This is a genomic window from Gemmata algarum, from assembly GCF_034097035.1.
Classification (GTDB): domain Bacteria; phylum Planctomycetota; class Planctomycetia; order Gemmatales; family Gemmataceae; genus Gemmata; species Gemmata algarum.
On the sequence record NZ_JAXBLV010000233.1, the window covers coordinates 22,816 to 39,432 of the forward strand.

Sequence of the window (16,617 nt, forward strand, 5' to 3'; positions counted from 1 at the left end):
ACAAACGAATGCGAGTGAATCCGAGGGGGCGTCTGGGATTCCGAGGGGTGTTGGGGATCACGGGCGTGCCGCCTACTGATATGCGTGTGAAGCGTGTGGCAAGAGTATTCCGCCGAGCGCTCGAAGTCCCGGAACGGAGAACGGAAGATCCGCGGTCACAGAGAACAACCGATCGCACATCTCGGCTTCGACGCGATACTGGATTCAGTGTGGGCGGCCTGGTTCTCCCACATTTCCCAGATCCGCAGACTTGCATTGTTGCCGCCGGATCTGAATTGCGGGTAAACTAACACCCTCCCCCGCTCAACATTCCGGATTCTCAACATGACTAGATACCACGCGCTAGCTGCGCTGCTTTTGATTGCGCTGGCCCCGCTGGTTGCCGCTCAGGAGCGTGTGACCGGGGCTAACTACCCGCTCGCACAAAAGTTCAGCAAGGAATTCGTCGCGCAGCACGCGCGCGAGGCGTCCGTTTCGCCCCAGTGGATTGGCAAGACGGACGTGTTCTGGTACTCGGCCCGCACCGCATCCGGCGCCCAGTACTGGAAGGTGGACCCGGCCAAACTGGAACGCACCCCGCTGTTCGACCATAGCCGCCTGGCCGCCGCGCTGTCCGAGGCGTCTAAGCAGCCGCTTGACGCAGACACTTTCCGCATGGACCGTGTGTCCGTTACGCCGGACGGAAAGAAGCTCAACTTCGTTTTCGGGGAGGGCCGGTACGAGTACGACCTCGAAGCGGGCAAGCTCAAATCGCTCGGGAAGGCGCCGCCGACACAGGGGGGCATGTCACCTGAGGCGATCGAGCGGATGCGCGGCCAACTCGGCGACGAGAGGGTGAACGAGATGCTCCGCCGGATGCGCGAAGGCGAGACCGATACCGAAAAGAAGGACGACACCAAGAAAGACGACACGGGCAAAGGTGGCATGCAGCCCCCCGCAAACCCGGGTGGTCCCGGCTCGTACAAGAACTACTCGCCGGACAAGAAGAAGTACGCCTACGTGTACAAGTTTAACCTGTACCTGTGTGACGAGGGACAGCCCGAAGACAAGGCCACGCAGCTCAGCACCGACGGCGCCGACGAGTACAGCTTCGGCGGGTTCGGTGGCTTTGGCGGCGCCTTCAACAAGGGCGGTAACGACGGCTCGAAGGGGGCGACTTCGGGTGACCGCAAGACCCGCGCGAACGTGACATGGTCACCGGACTCGAAAGCCTTTTACGTCACCCGGACCGACAGCCGCGGGATCAAGGACCTGTACCTCGTGGACTCGATCGCGACCCCGCGACCGAAGCTCGAGCAGTACAAGTACCCGATGCCCGCTGAGGCCGAGATCCGCAAGACCGAGCTGTACTACTGCGACACCGAGAAGAAGGCGCTTACGAAGGTCAGCCCGAAGTGGCGTGACGAGCGGTACTCCGATGTCCGCTGGGGTAAGGGTCCGGGTGAACTGCGGTTCATCCGCCGGGACCGTCTACGCCGCAACCTGGAGGTGTGCGCGTTCGACGTGTTCAGCGGACAGTGCAAGTGCATGTTCGGCGAGGGGTTCGAGGCCGCGTACCTCGAAACGCAGTCGCCGCGGTACCTCGAAGAGACCGACGAGTTTATCTGGTGGTCCGAGCGGAGTGGCTGGGGGCACTTCTACCGGTACGGCCGGGACGGGACGTTCAAGAACGCCATCACCAGCGGCCCGTGGCGGGCCAGCCGCATCGTCGAAGTCGATGCGAAGGCCGGGTTCGTCTACCTGATCGGCAACGCCCGCGAGTCGGGCGAGAACCCGTACTACACGCACACCTACCGCGTGAAGCTGGACGGGACCGGACTCACCTGCCTCGACCCGAGCGACCGGATGGGCCAGTCGGTCGAGCGCGGGCTGAACCAGACATCGACGCTGTCGCCGAGCAAGAAGTTCGTCGTCACGAACAGCACCGCGGTGGACCGGGCGCCGTTCGCGGTGGTCCGCGACGACACCGGCAAATCGCTGATGCTGCTGGAAACCACCGACTTGAGCGCACTCGAGAAGGCCGGCTGGAAGATGCCGGAAACGTTCAGCGTGAAGGCCGCGGACGGCACCACGGACCTGTACGGCAACATGTGGAAGCCGTTCGACTTCGACCCGAAGAAGCAGTACCCAGTGATCGCGCACGTGTACCCGGGGCCGCAGACCGAAGGCGTGGTGTACCGGTTCTCGGCGTACAGCACCAACATGCAGCTCGCGCAGCTCGGGTTCGTCGTGATCCAGGTGGGGCACCGCGGCGGTAGCCCGGAGCGGTCGAAGGCGTATCACTCGTTTGGGTACTTCAACCTGCGCGACTACGGGCTGGTGGACAAGAAGGCAGCCATTGAAGCGCTTGCCGCGCGGCACTCCTTCCTTGACGTGTCCCGGGTGGGCATTTTCGGGCACTCCGGCGGCGGGTTCATGTCGGCCGCGGCGCTGCTTCAGAAGCCGTACAACGACTTCTTCAAGGTGGCGGTCGCCAGCGCCGGGAACCACGACAACAACATCTACAACGACAACTGGTCGGAGACGTACCACGGCCTTAAAGAGGTGCCCGTGGCCACCGAAAAGGGTGAAAAAAAGGAGGGCTCGACCGGATCGACCGGCGCCGGCACTGGGGGCAAAGGCTTCGGCGGGCGCAAAAAGGGGCCGGCGGAAGAGGAGTTAATCGAGGAGGAACTGATCGAGTTGATGCAGCGGTTCGATCCCGAGGACCAGCGGTCGGTCGAGGAGCTTGAGGCGCAGATCACTGCGCTGAAGGCCCGGCTCGCCCGGCTCCAGCAGGCCGAAGCGGCAAAGTCGCAACTTGCGCTGGCCCCTCCGCCACGTCTCGCGGGCACTAAGCCACCGTTGGCGTCGGCCGCCGCGGCAGTCGTGCTGCCGCTGACCAAGTTCGAGATCAAGGTGCCGACGAACGCCGAACTGGCCGACAACCTAAAGGGGCACCTGCTCTTGGTTCACGGCGAGATCGACAACAACGTCCACCCGGCGAACACGATGCGCTTAGTTGATGCGCTGATTAAGGCGAACAAGCGGTTCGACCTGCTCATCATCCCGGGGGCGCGGCACGGGTTCGGTGTGGCGCAGCCATACTTTAACCAGCGGATGTGGGACTTCTTCGCCGAGCACCTGCTCGGCGACCGCCAGACCGGTGCGGACATCAACATCAAGGACGTGAAGCGAAAGTAACAGGCAGATTTGACTGCGGAGAGGAAGCTGAAGCGAGCTGACCGCAGAAAGAAAGCTGAGGAGGGTTCGCCGCAGAGGGCATGAAAGTGCGCAGAGAAGAGACGAAGAGAGAAGACCAACCCTCTTTTACTGTCTTTCTCTGCCTCGCCTTTCGGATTTTTGGGAGGCTGAGTGTCTGATATATTTACGATTGTGTTTGTGTTATTTTTAACCGTCTACGATATAAATCGTTGGAAAATCAAGCATTTGCGGGATTATGGAGCGCTTTTAGGCCTCTAAGTGTCACTATCAGCTCGCCCACTCCTTGAAAATCAGCGCGTTGACCCCGTGAACGGTTACAAATGGGCGCGTTGGCTGAACCCGACCGGATTACCGGTCGAGGCCGTAGGCGCGTGTCTTCTCGAACAGTTGTCGGCGGCTGATGCCGAGCAGTTTGGCGGCGCGGGTACGGTTCCCATCGGCCTGCTCGAGGGCTTGGCGGATCACCCGCCGTTCGGTCTCGGCCACCGCGGCCCGCAGGTCGAGAGGATCGGCGCCCGGCGTGGGGGCGGTAACCGCACCGGCCTCGTGATCGCCGGCGAGGTGTTCGGTGCGCACAACGCGGCCTCGCGCGTGGATCGCGGCCCGCGCCAGCGCGTTGCGCAACTCGCGGACGTTCCCCGGCCAGTCGCGCCGGGTCAACGCCGCGACCGCCTCCGGAGAGAGGGCCAGACCCGGCCACCCGTGCTTCCGGGACAACTGCTTTACGATGTGGTCGGTTAAGAGCGGGATGTCATCCCGGCGCTCGCGCAGGGGCGGGAGCGTGACCGCGACCACGTCGAGCCGGTAGTACAGGTCCTCGCGGAACTCACCGGCCCCCACCCGCGCCTTGAGGTCGCGGTTGGTCGCGGCCACCACGCGCACGTCGGCCGTCAGGGTCTCCTCGCCGCCCACGCGGTCAAACGTGCCGCTCTGGAGCACCCGGAGCAGTTTCGCCTGGAGGTCGAGCCCCAACTCGCCCACCTCGTCAAGGAACAGCGTTCCGCCGTGGGCCTGCTCGAACCGGCCCCGGCGCCGCGCCACCGCCCCGGTGAACGCGCCCTTCTCGTGCCCGAACAGCTCGCTCTCCAGGAGCGTCGGGCTGAGTGCCGCGCAGTTCACCTTGACGAACGCCCCGGCCGCGCGGTGCGAGTTCCGGTGGATGGCGTTGGCGACCAGCTCCTTACCGGTGCCGCTCTCGCCCAGCACCAGCACCGGCTCGTCGGCCGGGGCGACCAACCCGACGGCCTTGAACACCGCGACCATTGCCGGCGAGCGGCCCACCAGTTCGTCGTCGTCCGGGTCGGGGTCGTCGCGCAGCGGGTCGGCGGACAGCGCCTGCACCTGGGCCACGAGGGACCGCTGCGTGAGCGCCCGGCGAACGGTGAACAGCACCTCGTCGAGGTCGAACGGCTTGGTCAAGTAGTCGTATGCGCCGAGCTTCATCGCCTCGATGGCCGCCGAACTGCCGCCGTAGGCCGTGACGACCACTACCGGCACCTCGTCCAGCCGGTCGGCGTGCGCGCGGAGGACCGCGAGGCCGTCGCGCCGGGGCATTCGGAGATCGAGCAACGCGGCCGCAACGGCCGGATCGGCCAGTGCCGCGGCCGCCGCATCCCCGTCGGCCGCCTCGACCACGCGATAGCCCTCCGAGCGGAGCAGTAGCGCGAGGTTCGAGCGGGTCGCGGGGTCGTCGTCGGCGACTAAGACTGTTTGCGCGTGCCGGCTCATGTGGATTCTCCGCTCGGTGTGAGGGGAAGCGTGAGCCGGAACGTCGCACCGGTGCCGCCCGGTGGGTCCAGGGTCACGTCGCCGCCGTGCTGCCGGGCGACCTCGCGGCACAGGGCCAAGCCCAGCCCGGTGCCGTCGGCGCGGGTGGTGAAGAACGGCTCGAAGGCGCGGTCCCACGCCTCCGGCGGGACGCCCGGGCCGGTGTCCGCCACGGCCAGCTCGACGCGCCCGCCGGTCGCGCGGGTGCGGCACGTGAGCCGCCCGCCGGCGTGCATCGCCTGGAGCGCGTTGGTCACGAGGTTCAGCACCACCTGACCTACGGCCTGAGCCGCGCCGGGCACCGGCGGCAGGCCCGGCGCGAGGTCCGACTCGATTGCCACGCCCAGCGCGTCCGCGCGGGCGCGGACGAGTTCGAGCGTTTCGGCCGTGACAGCGTTCAGGTCCACGGGACGGCGAGCCTCGTGCCCAGCGCGGGCGAACAGGAGCAGCCGGCCGACCAGCTCGTTGATCCGGTCCACCGAGCCGACCACCGCGGCCAGTGATTCCGGGGTGCGGGCCGCGGCGGGCAACCGCTCCCACAGTTGAACAGTCGAGCGGATCGCGGTCAGCGGGTTGCGAACCTCGTGAGCCACGCCCGCGAGCAACCGGCCCAGCGCCGCGAGGTGCTCCGACTTCCGCAGCTCCTCCCCGAGGCGTTCGCGCCGCCGGGCCTCGGCCCGCAGGGAGGCGACCAGCCAGCCGGCCAGCGTCAGAGCCAAGAGGACGCCGCCGAGCGACAGACCGGTCGCCAGTTGGAGCCGCCCGAGCCGGGTCTTCTGCTGCTCCGGGCCGGTGAGCCGGACCATGACCCATACAGCCGCGCGAGCCGGCCGCTCCCCACCGACGCCGGCCGCGGCTACGGCGACCCGGCTCGGCCCCACGTCGCGGACCTCCACCGTCGGCGGCCACCCGGCCTCGGCAAGCGCGGCCTCGCGGCACTGCTGGCGGATGGACGCTGTTTCCAGCGGGGGCGGTTCCCGCCGGGCCGCAACGGCCCCCTTGCCCCGTTCCGCGTCTTTCTTTGGAGGCAACTTCTTGTCGGCGTCTTTCTTCTTATCGCCCTTCTTGTCTTGCTTCTCACCGCCCCCATTCGCCGCCCCGGCTGGCGGGTCCGGGGGTGGGTCAGTTCCGCCCACTACGGCCCCGGCGAACTGGTCCGAGGCCGTGAAGTAGAACCCGCCCTCCGCGCCGGGGTAGTTTTCCAACGCGCGCCGGGCGGCCGCCGCGAGCCGCCGGTTGTCGGGCTCAGGTAGGACGGCACCCGGGTGGTCTGGAGGGAGTTCGGGGAGAGCCGCCGCCAGCTCGGTGGCGGCAGCACGGAGCTGATCTCGGGTCGCCAGTTCGTCGGTGCCCTGCCACAGGGCTAGCCCGCTACTAGCCGCCAGTGCCGCGAGGGACACCACGAACACCAGTACCACGACAACCACCCGCGCCCGGCCCATTTCATCCCGCCCCGTTAGTACCGTGCAACGGCCAGCCACGCCGCGCCGACCACGAGCGTCAGGAGCGTGACCGGGATGCCAACCCGGCAGTAGTCCCAGAACCCGATGGTAACGCCTTCCTTCCGCGCTTGCTCGACCACGATCAGGTTCGCCACCGAGCCGAGAACGGTCAGGTTCCCGGCGAACGTGCTGGAGAGCGCCAGCGCCAGCCACGCGGTCTCGCGGGCCGCCTCCGGCATCGCCGCGACCACCGGCTTGAACAGCAGCACCGCGGGCACGTTCGAGACCACGTTCGACAGCACCGCCGACAGTCCCGACAGCGCCCACACCGGGTCCGCCCGGGCCGCCCACCCGTCCACGCCGGACACTGAAAGGACATGGACCTCGAACGCCCGGACCACGACAAACAGCCCTGCGAACATGAGCAGCAGGCCCCAGTCGATGTGGGGGTATACCTTCGCCGGGTTTACCCGGTCGAGGAGCAGCACGGCGGCCGCGCCGAGCGCGACCACCGCCATCGTGTGCCCGGCGAAGAACAGGGCGACGGCCGCGCCCGTCACTACGATGCCCTTCACGAGGAGCGCGGTGTGCCGCCGCCCGGCAGGGACGCGGTCTGGTTTCACGTCCGGCTCCGGCGCGAGCCCGCCCGCGTCCTTGGCCCTCAGCGCGGTGCGGTAGGCGGCCAGCACCACGACGTACCCGATGAGCAGGCCGATGAGGGCGGCGGGGGCAAGCTTGGCGGCGAACCGGAGGTACGAGATGCCCGAAAGCCCGCCGATGATCATGTTCTGCGGGTTCCCGGTCAGGGTCGCGGCCGAGCCGAGGTTACTCGCCACCGCGAGGCCCACCAGGTGCGGGCGCGGGTCCAGCCCGAGCCGGCGCGTGAGGTGCACCACCAGCGGCGTCAGCGCCAGGCACACCACGTCGTTCACCAGGACGGCGGACAGGGTTCCGGAGAGGATCATCGTGACCGCCAGCAGCCCTTTCGGCGACCGCACTCGGCCGAGGGCGAAGCCGGAGAGCCGAGCAAAGAACCCGGCGCGGCGCAGGAACGCGACCACCACCATCATGCCGAGGAGCAGGGCGATGGTGGCGAAGTCGACCGCCTGCACCGCCTCGTCGAACGACAACAGGCCGCACCCCAGCACCCCGGCCGCCCCGACCAGCGCGACCCCGGTCCGGTCGGTGCGCAGCCAGGGAACCCGGCCGAGAGCCAGCCCCAAATAGGTCAGCCCGAACCACAACAGCGTCAGCCAAAGAGCGGCACTTCCCGACACGGTTCCTCCATTTCGCTCAACAGAAAGCGGTTGATGTCACGAGCGGACGGACCATCGGCACGGCGGTGTAGCGACCCGTCGGGTCCACCGCAAACTCGACCTCGTGGGCACCGGCGCCACCGGTGCCGTCCTCGGCGCGCACTACCAAGCGGTGCACGCCCTTCGCGAGCCGCGAACCGGGCAGCGGCGCCCGCCAGAAGCCGTTGCCGCACGGCCCCATCGGTACCCACGCGCCCCCGTCCACGCACAGCCCGACCGCCCGGACCGGTTCGGCCGACCACACCCGTGCCCGGACCTCGTCGGCACTCGTCACGACGTGGGCCGGGCCGGTCGCAAGAATCGCCTCGCGCGGGTGGGTGACGAGGACCAGCGGGCCGCAATCGTCCACCGGGCGGTACGCAACAGCAAAATCCTCGCCGTGGAACGCCGCGACCGCGTATCCCGGCGGCCCGCCCTCCGGGTCGCCGATCGACCGTACCGCGACCGCCGCGTTGCGGCCGTCGTTGGCGAGCTGCCAGTAGTGCGTGTGCCCCGACACGATCGCGTGAACGCGGCGCGTCTGGACCACCTCGCGCCAGGCGTCGGTGCCGGCCCCGGCGAAGTCCTCCCAGATTTGGTACGGGTAGTTGTGCTGAAGCACCACGACCCGCTCGCCCGCCGCTCGGGCCGCATCGACCTCCGCCCGGAACCACGTCATCTGCCTGGCCGAGAGCCCGACCGGGTGCGCCTCTTGGGTGTTGAGCCGCACGAACCGGAACCCGCGAACGGACAATGAACCGCACGGGTCGCCGACGCGGGCGCGGAACCGGCACGCCGCCGGGTCGCCCTGCGCGTCGTGGTCGCCGACGAGCGCAAACCAGGGAACCCGCAGTCGCGCGCACAGGTCACTGAACAGGCTGAACTGTTCGTCGGTGCCGTCCTGCACGTTGTCGCCGATGAACTGAACGAAATCCGGGCGGATCAACTCGTTCGCGTCCGCGACGGTGCGGACCGCGGCGGCGTGGTTCGGTAGCCCGGCTTCTGTCAGGTGCAGATCGCCGGGGATCAGGACCGTTACAGTGTCATCAGGATTCATGCACCTTCTCCGTGTCTGCCGCCGCGGTGGACCTCCCGGGGCACTGCGAGCGCCACCACGAGCGTCGCGATGCACCCCACGCCCGCCAGGAGGCCGAACGTGCCCCGGTATCCGAGGTCGGTCACTACCAGCCCCGCCAGCGCCGGGCCGACCGCAGAGCCGACGACCAGTGCGCTGCCGACCAGCACCTGCGCCTCACCGGCCCGGCGGGCGCCGCCGAGCCGGTCTGTCACCCACGCGGCGGCGGCCACCGCGAACAGGCCCTGGGCCAAGCCGTCGAGCACTTGAATCGCCAGCACCTGCCAGCCCTCCCGCGCGAGCGCGAGTAGGACGAGCCGCAGAGCCATCACCGCCCAGCCCGCGACCAGGAGCGGCTTGCGGCCGATGCGGTCGGCGAGCCGCCCGACGGGGCGCACGCAGGCCGTCCAGGCGATCATGCTGACGACGAAGGCGTAAGACAGGTCGCGGGCCGGCGCGCCGAGGTCGTTCTTGAGGAACAGGCCGAGGTACGCGCCCGGCGGGGCGTTGGCGACGTGGAACAGCACCATCGCCGCGACGAACGCCCAGAGAACCGGATCGTTCCGGCGCGCGTCGGCCCGCCGGGCCGGGACCTCGACGGTCGGTTCTAACTTCCGGCCGCCCTCGCGAATCAGGAGCGCCGCCCCGACCGCCAGGGCCTGCACCACCGCGAGCGGCCCAAGGAGCCAACCGATGCCGCGCTCCTCCACGACCGCGCCACCGACGAGCGCCGTCAGCACGACGGCAACCGGCCGCCAGAGCCGCAGCGCCCCCAGCGCCGCGCCGACCCCGCCGGGCGGGGCCAAGCGCGTGGCCTCGGCCCCGGCCATGCTCTCGACCGTCGCCCGGCACGGGCCGTTCTCCGCGAACAGCACGACGAGCAGCCCGATCAGCACCGCGCCGCCGGCCCCGGTCGGCCCGGCGGCCGGGAGCAGCGCGGTCGCAACCGCCAGCACCGCGAGGGCGACGACGAGGAACGGCTTGCGGACGCCGACGCGGTCGGACCACAGCCCGACGGGGAACTGCACCAGCCCGGCGACCGCGGCCAGCACCCACACGAGCGCGATGCCCCGGTCCGAGAACCCCTTTTCTTCCTTCAGGTAAAGCGGCAGGTACGGCAGGCAGAAGCCGATCCCGGTCATTCCAAGGAAGTACGCGGAGTGCAACGCGCCCCGGTTCCGCCAGCCCGGCACCGGGTCGGGAGCGGATCGGCCTTCGGTGCCCGTCCAGGCACGGGCGTCGGGCTCCAGTCGTTCGCGGTCCATGTGTATTCGGCCCCCGTTCATGACTTCGACTCCCGCGCCGCGTCGAACCGCCGCAGGGCGACGGACAAGACGGCGAACGCGGCCAATAGGATCACCGTGCCGCCGGACCGCCGGACCCGCGCGTCGGCCGCTTCCGCTCGGGCCTCTAGGAGGCCCTGTTCCGCCGCCTCCATCTCGCCGGTCAGCCGCCGCACCTCGTCCATGAGGTTCTTCCCCCGGTCCTCCACCACCACCCGCCGGGCCGCTTCGAACCCCGCTTCCCGGCGTAGCCGGATCGTTTCGTCGAGTTCCCCCAGCCGCACCGCGGTGACCCGCTCCAGCGCGCCCAGGCGCTCCTGCTGGTCCGCGTTGTCGGCGGTCAACGCCCGCAAGCGCCGGAACCGCTGGCGCACCTGCGCGACGGCCGCGTCGTAGGGCTCCAGGTACTTCGCATCGCCGGTCAGCAGGTACCCCCGCTGCCCGGTCTCGGCGTCCTTCAGCAGTGACAGTGTGTCGCGCACCTCCGTCAGCACCTCGTGGGTGTGGACAACCTGCCGGTGCGTGTCGGCCAGCCCGCGGACACCGAAGTATGAGCCGCACGCGGCGGCCACCACCGCCCCGGCCGCCAGCGCGAACCCGAACGACGCGACCGGCCGCAGGAGCGCCCACCGCGACTCCGCCGCGGCCGACCCGGTCGGTGGCAACCGCTTCCGGGCCGCGTCCACCCCGCCGGCGACCAGGTGCTGGACGAGGTTGTAACCGGCGACCAGGAGCAGCACCTGCGGGCGCCCGGCGAGGGCCGTCGCGGCCAGCGCCAGCCCGGAGCCGTTGTTGCTCATACCCAGCCCGAACAGCAGGGCCGTGCGCTCGCCGGGCGTCGCGCCGGTGAGCCGGCCGACCAGCCACCCGGCCGCGAACGCGACCCCGCAGAAGCTCACCGCCACGCCCAGCATCGCGGCCAGGAAGTCCGGCGACGCCTTGCCGAGGGTCGCATCCAGCGCGGCCGAGGCCCCGGAGTAGACGAGGGCGAGCAGCACGACCGCGTTCAGCACCTTGAGAGCCGGTCCGGCCCGCTCGGGCAGGTCGGGCACCAACCGGCGCGTCAGCAGGCCGGCGGCGGTGGGCAGGAGGACGGCCAGGAACAGGAACGCCCCCCCGCCGCCGGTCGCCAGCGCCCGCAGCGCGTTGGCGTCGTCGCCGGACAGGAACAGGCTGACGCCGAACAGCACGGCCGGGGTGGTGAGCGGGCCGAGCAGCGTCGAACCGAGTACCAAGCCGAGGCTCAAAGCCGAGTCGCCCTCGGCCTTCTTCGCCCAGGCGGTCGCCGAGCCGGCGATGGGCATTGACGCGACCACGCCCAAGCCCATCAGCAGGGCGGCGAGGTCGCCTGGGTCGGACCAGAGCCGCAGCACGCCCGCCAGGGCCGCCACGAACAGCAACGGGGCGACCACGTTCGCGGCCAGCCCCGCGCCGAGCACCCACGGGCGGCGGAGCAGTTGCCGGAACTGCCCCACCGGGGTGCACACGCCCGCGTTCCACAACAGCACTGCCAGCAGGATCACCGGCGGTGTGGCGCGGACGGCTGCCACCGCACCCAGTTCGCACCGGCACAGCCGGCACCCCGGCCCGGGGGCTACGACCGCCAGAACGTAGGCCGCGAGCAGCAGCGGGAGGAAGTTGCGATCGGCCAGCCCGGCGAGGCGCGCGAGCGGGGTCGGATGGGTTAGCGTCACGGTCGCCTCTCCGCGCGGTCGTCCGGACGGGTTTCAGGCATGAGAGCGAGGAACACGACCGCGCCAACGGCGGCGGCGGCGGCGAACGCCCGGAACGCGGACGCGAACCCCAGGTGTTGAACCAGTGGGCCGGCGACGAGCGGGCCGAGCACCCCGCCCACCGCCAGCGCGGTCGCGAGCAGGCCCTGGAGCGCGTTGAACCCGCCCCGCCCGCGGGTGAGGTCGGCGCACACCACCGCCACGACCACGCCGTAAATGCCGGCACCGATCCCGTCGAACACCTGGAGCGCGACCAGCACCCACGGGTCGGACGTGAACGAGTAGAGGAGGATGCGGACCGGCAGCGCCACGAACCCGACCGCGAAGACCGGCTTGCGGCCCCACGTGTGGCACCAGCGCCCCGCGAGCACCGCGACCGGCACCATCACCACCTGAGCGACGAGCACGACAGCGGCCACCTGCGTGTCCGAGCCGCCGAGCCGGGCGATGTACTGGCCCACCAGAGGCATCACCGGCGCGTTCGCCAGGTGGAACAGGGCCACCGACGCGAACAGCACGAGGACCCGCCGGTCGCGGAACAGGTCCCGGAGGCCCGCACCGGCTTGGGTCCGCGCCGCGGGTTCGTTCGTGAGGTCGCCCGGGCGGATCAGAAACACGCTCACCGCGGCCAGCACGGACACGACCGCAACGGTGTAGAACACGGCGCTCAGCCCGAGCCAACTCGCCACCGCCATCGCCGTCATGGCGGCGGCGATGTTACCCGCGTGGTTCCACCCCTGGTTCTCGCCCATCACCCGGTGCAGGGCCGTGTGCCCCGCGAGCCCCAGCGCCAGCGCGCCCAGGAGGGGAACGAAGAACGCCTGCGCCGCGCCGCCGACGAACACGAGCGGCCCGATCGCCCACCCGGTCGCAGGCACCAGCGGTAGGACACCGAAGCAGGCGCCGACCGCGAGGGACACAATTGCGAGCAGGAGCCGGCGGTTGCGGACGTGATCGGTCAGGACGCCGGCGGGCGTCTGCATCAGGAACACGCCCAGGCCGCACGCGGCGGCGGTGAACTGGATCGCGTCGTCGCGCCACCCGTCCCCGGCCAGCAGCTTCGCCAGGAACGGCATGATTACGCCGGTGAGCTCGGCGAGAAAAAAGTTGGCCGCGTTCAGCCCGACCCGGTCGCGCAGGGCAGCTCCCGGAACAAAGGTCGGTGCGGTCGGTGGTCCGGCGACGGTTGACACGTGTGGCTCCAGTAGATGGTGCGGCGAACAGATCTGCGTCGGGCGTCAGTGCGGCCCGCCGTGGGCGAGTTCGGTGCCGTTGACTACGGTCGCTTCGATCACCCGGTGACCGGTGACGGTCGGCCGCGCGGTTCCCTCGGCCACCACGCGGGTGCCGACGGCGAGCGCCACCTGCCGCATGCCGTGCGGCTTCAGGTGAATGAAGTCGCCGGTGTCTAGGACCACCCCGTTCGGCTCGCCGTGCCGCGCGTAGTTCAGGCGCGCCACGACACCCTCGGCAACCGGCGCCGCGGCGTCGGCATCGGAGACGAACTCGTACACGGGATGGTCGCCGGGGGCGTGGTCGGCGGTCCGGTGGTCCGGTGCGACGATCAGGCGAAGGAGCGCGCCCGGCGTCGGCACGGAACGAGCGGCTCCAGGTCCGTGCGGAAAGTTCACCTGCACCGGGCCGGAATCGGTATCGAGGAGCACGCCCTCGATCTCGCCCTTCGGGCTGAAGTTGTGCTGGCGGACCGTGCCGGCGAGCGGTCGGGTTTCGGGTCCTGCGGGGTTGCGGTGCTTGCCCACGAGTCAGGTTCCTTTGGCGGTTCGAGTGGTGAAGAGAGGCGCGCCGAACGGCCGGCGCGCGACGGGCTGGGCTCATTCCTTGATGGGCGGCAACGGCGGCGCGCCCTGGCCCTTTGGTTCGGGTGCGGCGGGCGGCACCGCGGCGCCGTCCCACTCGGCGCGAGCGAGGTGCTCGTTCACCCGAAGCCACGCGCCAGCCGCCCGCGCAAGCTCGGCCGCCTTGCGGTAGTCACCCGCCTCGTAAGCGGTGCGGGCTTGGCGGTACACAATTTTCGCGGTGTCGAAGAAATCCCTTCCCGCCCCCTTTGGCGGCGCGTCGGTTCCCGCGAACTGATCCTGGACGGTCGTGAGCGCGTCGAGCGACGGGGACCACGGCCCTCGTTCAGCCTGGGCGTCGTCGCGGCCCTTCGGACCGTCCTTCGGCGGCGGCGGCGCCCCCTTGCCCTTCGGACCGTCCTTCGGTGCGGGCGGGCCGTCGCGGTCGAGCGGCGGTTCGGGCACCCCCGCGACCGGCTGGAACGAGGACCGCCGCAGGTGTTCGAGACCACGAACGGCGTCGTTGACGGCGAGCGCGAGTTCACCCGCCCGGCGCGGGTCATCGGGGTGCGCATTCAGTGCGGCCCGGTAGAACGCCTTCGCGTGGTCCAGCAGCCGTGCGGCGTCCTTGCCCGCCGGAGCCGTCTGGGCGATCTCGGTGATCCCGTCGAACGCCTTCCGCAACTCCTTCGCGCCCTTTTCGGGTCCGCCTTTAGGACCGTCCTTCGGACCCTTGTTCTTGTCTTTCTTCTCCTTGCCGGGTTCTTTGTCTTTGGCGGGCTGACCGGCAGCCCCGCCGGTGACCACCAGCAAGCCGGTGGCCAGGAACAGGGCCGGCGCGAGAAGCCGGCCGGGGGTGAATCGCATGATCGTCTCCGTTGTGCATGTGACAGTCTGCGCCGTTGCGGTCCGGCCGGGTGGCGCGAGCGGTCACGATTCGGGAAGCGTGCCGGAGCCGCCGGACCCAAAGCAAACCGGACGCCGGACCAAACGCAGGGCTAGATGCGGACGTGTGAATTGAGAGAAAATCGCGACATTTGTAGGCTTTGGAGCCATGTAATTTCCCGCCGTCACCTCCGGATCAGGAGTCACGCACACGCGAGGTTGGGCGGTACTCGCCCGGTGGGCGGGGGATCCCCACCCACCCAAAGTGATGTGGCACCGATTTGAATTTCGGCCCTCGCGGTGCGGGGCTGCTGCGTCAGGACTTACCGGGGTTCGAGTGCTGCGTCAGGTTCTAATTTTGGAGTAGAGCGATTTCAGTTTCGGGCGCACGTCGTTGATGCGGAATCGGCAGTTGACGCGGCGCTTTCGATCGTTGGTGTGATCGGCTCGACGCACCACACTGACGTTCTCCGCCGCCGATCTCGCAACTCTCGGCACGGAGCGATACGAGTACCCGGACCCGCGCGTGCCGTAACGCATGGAAGTGCTGTGGCTCATCAGCCAAGGTGAGATCCAAGTCCGCAGCGGTCAACTGGCGGGCGTCTCGAAAGCCACGGTGGCCCGGTACATCGGGATCTTCCGCCGGCACCGGGTGGCCGGTTTGAGGGCGTTACAGTGGGGTAAGCTGGTCGGCGCGCTGGAGGCGCATCGGACGACCCTGGAGGCCGAGTTCCGCGAGCGCCCGCCGCATACCGTCGCCGAAGCGACCGAGCGGATCGCGACGTTGACCGAGGTGCGGCGGAAGGAGACACAGGTGCGCGTGTTCCTCAAAACAGTCGCGGCTCGAGATGGCGTCGGATGGGGCCATCCCACTGCCCCCGAAAAAGTGATCGACGAGCGCCCAGACCGCGTTCCTTCGAGACGAACTGGAACCTGTGCTGACGCAGGCGCGGGCAGGGCAACGGAGCGTGTTCTTCGTGAACGCCGCGAGGTTCTCGCCTCGCTCATAAGGCTGAAGTTCCAGACGTTCGACAGAGACTCATTCCTAGCCGCGTAAAGTATAGCTGCGGGCTGTCAAATCGTTAAAAATGTATGCCGCCTGATCACCCCGATCGCCATTGTGGCGGCCGAGTAAGTTTTTTGTAATTGTTATAAAATTAGAATTTTTAGTTTGTCACGTGTGCGTCAATCGCCGCACCATGCTTGACTCGGATTGAGCTTCTGTACTGGTTCGACGCTATTCGGTTCCGATCAGGGCGTCAAGCAGCCAACAGCCGCGGGCGTGATCGGTTCTGTCCCGACAGTGCGAGAGTACGTCCTCGTTTGTGCATCCTGCGTCCTGAAGGGCGTCGCACAACACCGGCATCAGGTCGAACGCGCGTTCAGCGTAAATCGCCCGTGCGAGCCCCACGACCGTGGCCGTGCGCCACGCGGGCGCAACTTCGACCGGACGAAACGGGTTACCGAACAGGTCTTGCAAGAACCCAATCGCACCCGGCGGTGCCGCGACCGCGTATCTGTCGCTCAGGCGCGCGTGTACCTCACCGGCAGTCACAGCGAACCGCATCGCCTCCGCTGCCTCGGGAGTCGCGCTCCCCGGCGGGAACCGACGCGCCCCACGCAGCCATTCCGCGACCGCGCGACGCGCTTCGCGAAATGCCCGAGCCGCGGCGCGCCCGTCGGCGAACCGCTCGACCACCTCGATCGCGCGTCGCCCCTCATCCGGCAGATGACACCATCGCGCTCTCGCGCAGCCGCACCAGAGCAGGCGCAGCTTACGAACGACCGCCCTGCGAGACTGGTGGAATGCGATCCCGCGGTGGGTGGCGAGGGTGACGAGGCACCGCATCATGGCTCCGGGCTCGCCGCTCAGCCAGTCGCCCTCGCTCGGCAGGTAGCGGAACCGGTGGCGCGTACCCGTAACTGTAACGGGTGCCCCACCAAGCGGTTTCCGTTTCCGCTCGCGGCCGTGCCAGATGCTCCGCAACGTGCCCGACCGACAAAAGTGTCCGCGAAACACCACGCCCTCCTGCGCCCGTACGGTAGTGGGGGACGGAGGCTGCCGGCGCGGAAAAGGTTCGCTGCAGTTTTCAGGGCGTTGGGACCACAAGTCACAAAAAGGATCGGATAGTAGTTA

Annotated in this window: 12 protein-coding genes; 2 read left to right on the forward strand and 10 right to left on the reverse strand. The window is 69.0% G+C overall.

All coding sequences use genetic code 11. The features are described 5' to 3' along the window. The first annotated feature begins 324 nt into the window (after window positions 1–324). On the forward strand, window positions 325–3,183 hold the full coding sequence (locus R5W23_RS28920) for a DPP IV N-terminal domain-containing protein (protein WP_261188936.1): 2,859 nt from the start codon (window positions 325–327) through the stop codon (window positions 3,181–3,183). A gap of 369 nt (window positions 3,184–3,552) precedes the next feature. On the opposite strand, the gene R5W23_RS28925 is transcribed toward R5W23_RS28920, so the two are convergent. The 9 genes from R5W23_RS28925 to R5W23_RS28965 all read right to left on the reverse strand — a co-directional run bounded on the left by R5W23_RS28925 (window position 3,553) and on the right by R5W23_RS28965 (window position 14,462). After that, window positions 3,553–4,932 carry a sigma-54-dependent transcriptional regulator gene (locus R5W23_RS28925; RefSeq protein ID WP_261188937.1) on the reverse strand — a complete coding sequence of 460 codons (1,380 nt, stop codon included), beginning with the start codon at window positions 4,930–4,932 and terminating at the stop codon, window positions 3,553–3,555. Beyond that, complete coding sequence (locus R5W23_RS28930; RefSeq protein WP_261188938.1) at window positions 4,929–6,413, reverse strand: sensor histidine kinase; 1,485 nt, start codon at window positions 6,411–6,413, stop codon at window positions 4,929–4,931. Before R5W23_RS28930 ends, R5W23_RS28925 begins: the two co-directional genes overlap by 4 nt. Before the next feature lie 14 nt (window positions 6,414–6,427). Beyond that, complete coding sequence (locus R5W23_RS28935) at window positions 6,428–7,690, reverse strand: anion transporter (RefSeq protein ID WP_320689384.1); 1,263 nt, start codon at window positions 7,688–7,690, stop codon at window positions 6,428–6,430. A gap of 16 nt (window positions 7,691–7,706) precedes the next feature. After that, window positions 7,707–8,765 carry a metallophosphoesterase gene (locus R5W23_RS28940; protein ID WP_320689385.1) on the reverse strand — a complete coding sequence of 353 codons (1,059 nt, stop codon included), beginning with the start codon at window positions 8,763–8,765 and terminating at the stop codon, window positions 7,707–7,709. Further along, entirely contained in the window at window positions 8,762–10,048 is a 1,287-nt protein-coding gene (locus R5W23_RS28945) for an MFS transporter (RefSeq protein ID WP_320689386.1), read from the reverse strand. The genes R5W23_RS28940 and R5W23_RS28945 overlap by 4 nt, the downstream gene beginning before the upstream one ends. 17 nt (window positions 10,049–10,065) lie before the next feature. After that, the gene (locus tag R5W23_RS28950; RefSeq protein ID WP_320689387.1) at window positions 10,066–11,760 is read right to left on the reverse strand and encodes a CHASE3 domain-containing protein; all 1,695 of its coding nucleotides are present in this window, start codon (window positions 11,758–11,760) and stop codon (window positions 10,066–10,068) included. Next, window positions 11,757–12,992 (reverse strand): MFS transporter, encoded by a 1,236-nt coding sequence (locus R5W23_RS28955; RefSeq protein ID WP_320689389.1) that lies wholly within the window; start codon window positions 12,990–12,992, stop codon window positions 11,757–11,759. Before R5W23_RS28955 ends, R5W23_RS28950 begins: the two co-directional genes overlap by 4 nt. 45 nt (window positions 12,993–13,037) lie before the next feature. Continuing rightward, entirely contained in the window at window positions 13,038–13,559 is a 522-nt protein-coding gene (locus tag R5W23_RS28960; protein WP_320689390.1) for a hypothetical protein, read from the reverse strand. Between the two features lie 72 nt (window positions 13,560–13,631). After that, window positions 13,632–14,462 carry a hypothetical protein gene (locus tag R5W23_RS28965; protein ID WP_320689391.1) on the reverse strand — a complete coding sequence of 277 codons (831 nt, stop codon included), beginning with the start codon at window positions 14,460–14,462 and terminating at the stop codon, window positions 13,632–13,634. A 556-nt stretch (window positions 14,463–15,018) separates the two neighbouring features. Between R5W23_RS28965 and R5W23_RS28970 the strand changes: the two genes are divergently transcribed. After that, window positions 15,019–15,537 (forward strand): hypothetical protein, encoded by a 519-nt coding sequence (locus R5W23_RS28970; RefSeq protein WP_320689392.1) that lies wholly within the window; start codon window positions 15,019–15,021, stop codon window positions 15,535–15,537. A 180-nt stretch (window positions 15,538–15,717) separates the two neighbouring features. Here R5W23_RS28970 and R5W23_RS28975 read toward each other — a convergent pair whose 3' ends face one another. Continuing rightward, the gene (locus R5W23_RS28975; protein ID WP_320689393.1) at window positions 15,718–16,500 is read right to left on the reverse strand and encodes a hypothetical protein; all 783 of its coding nucleotides are present in this window, start codon (window positions 16,498–16,500) and stop codon (window positions 15,718–15,720) included. Between the last annotated feature and the right edge of the window lie 117 nt (window positions 16,501–16,617).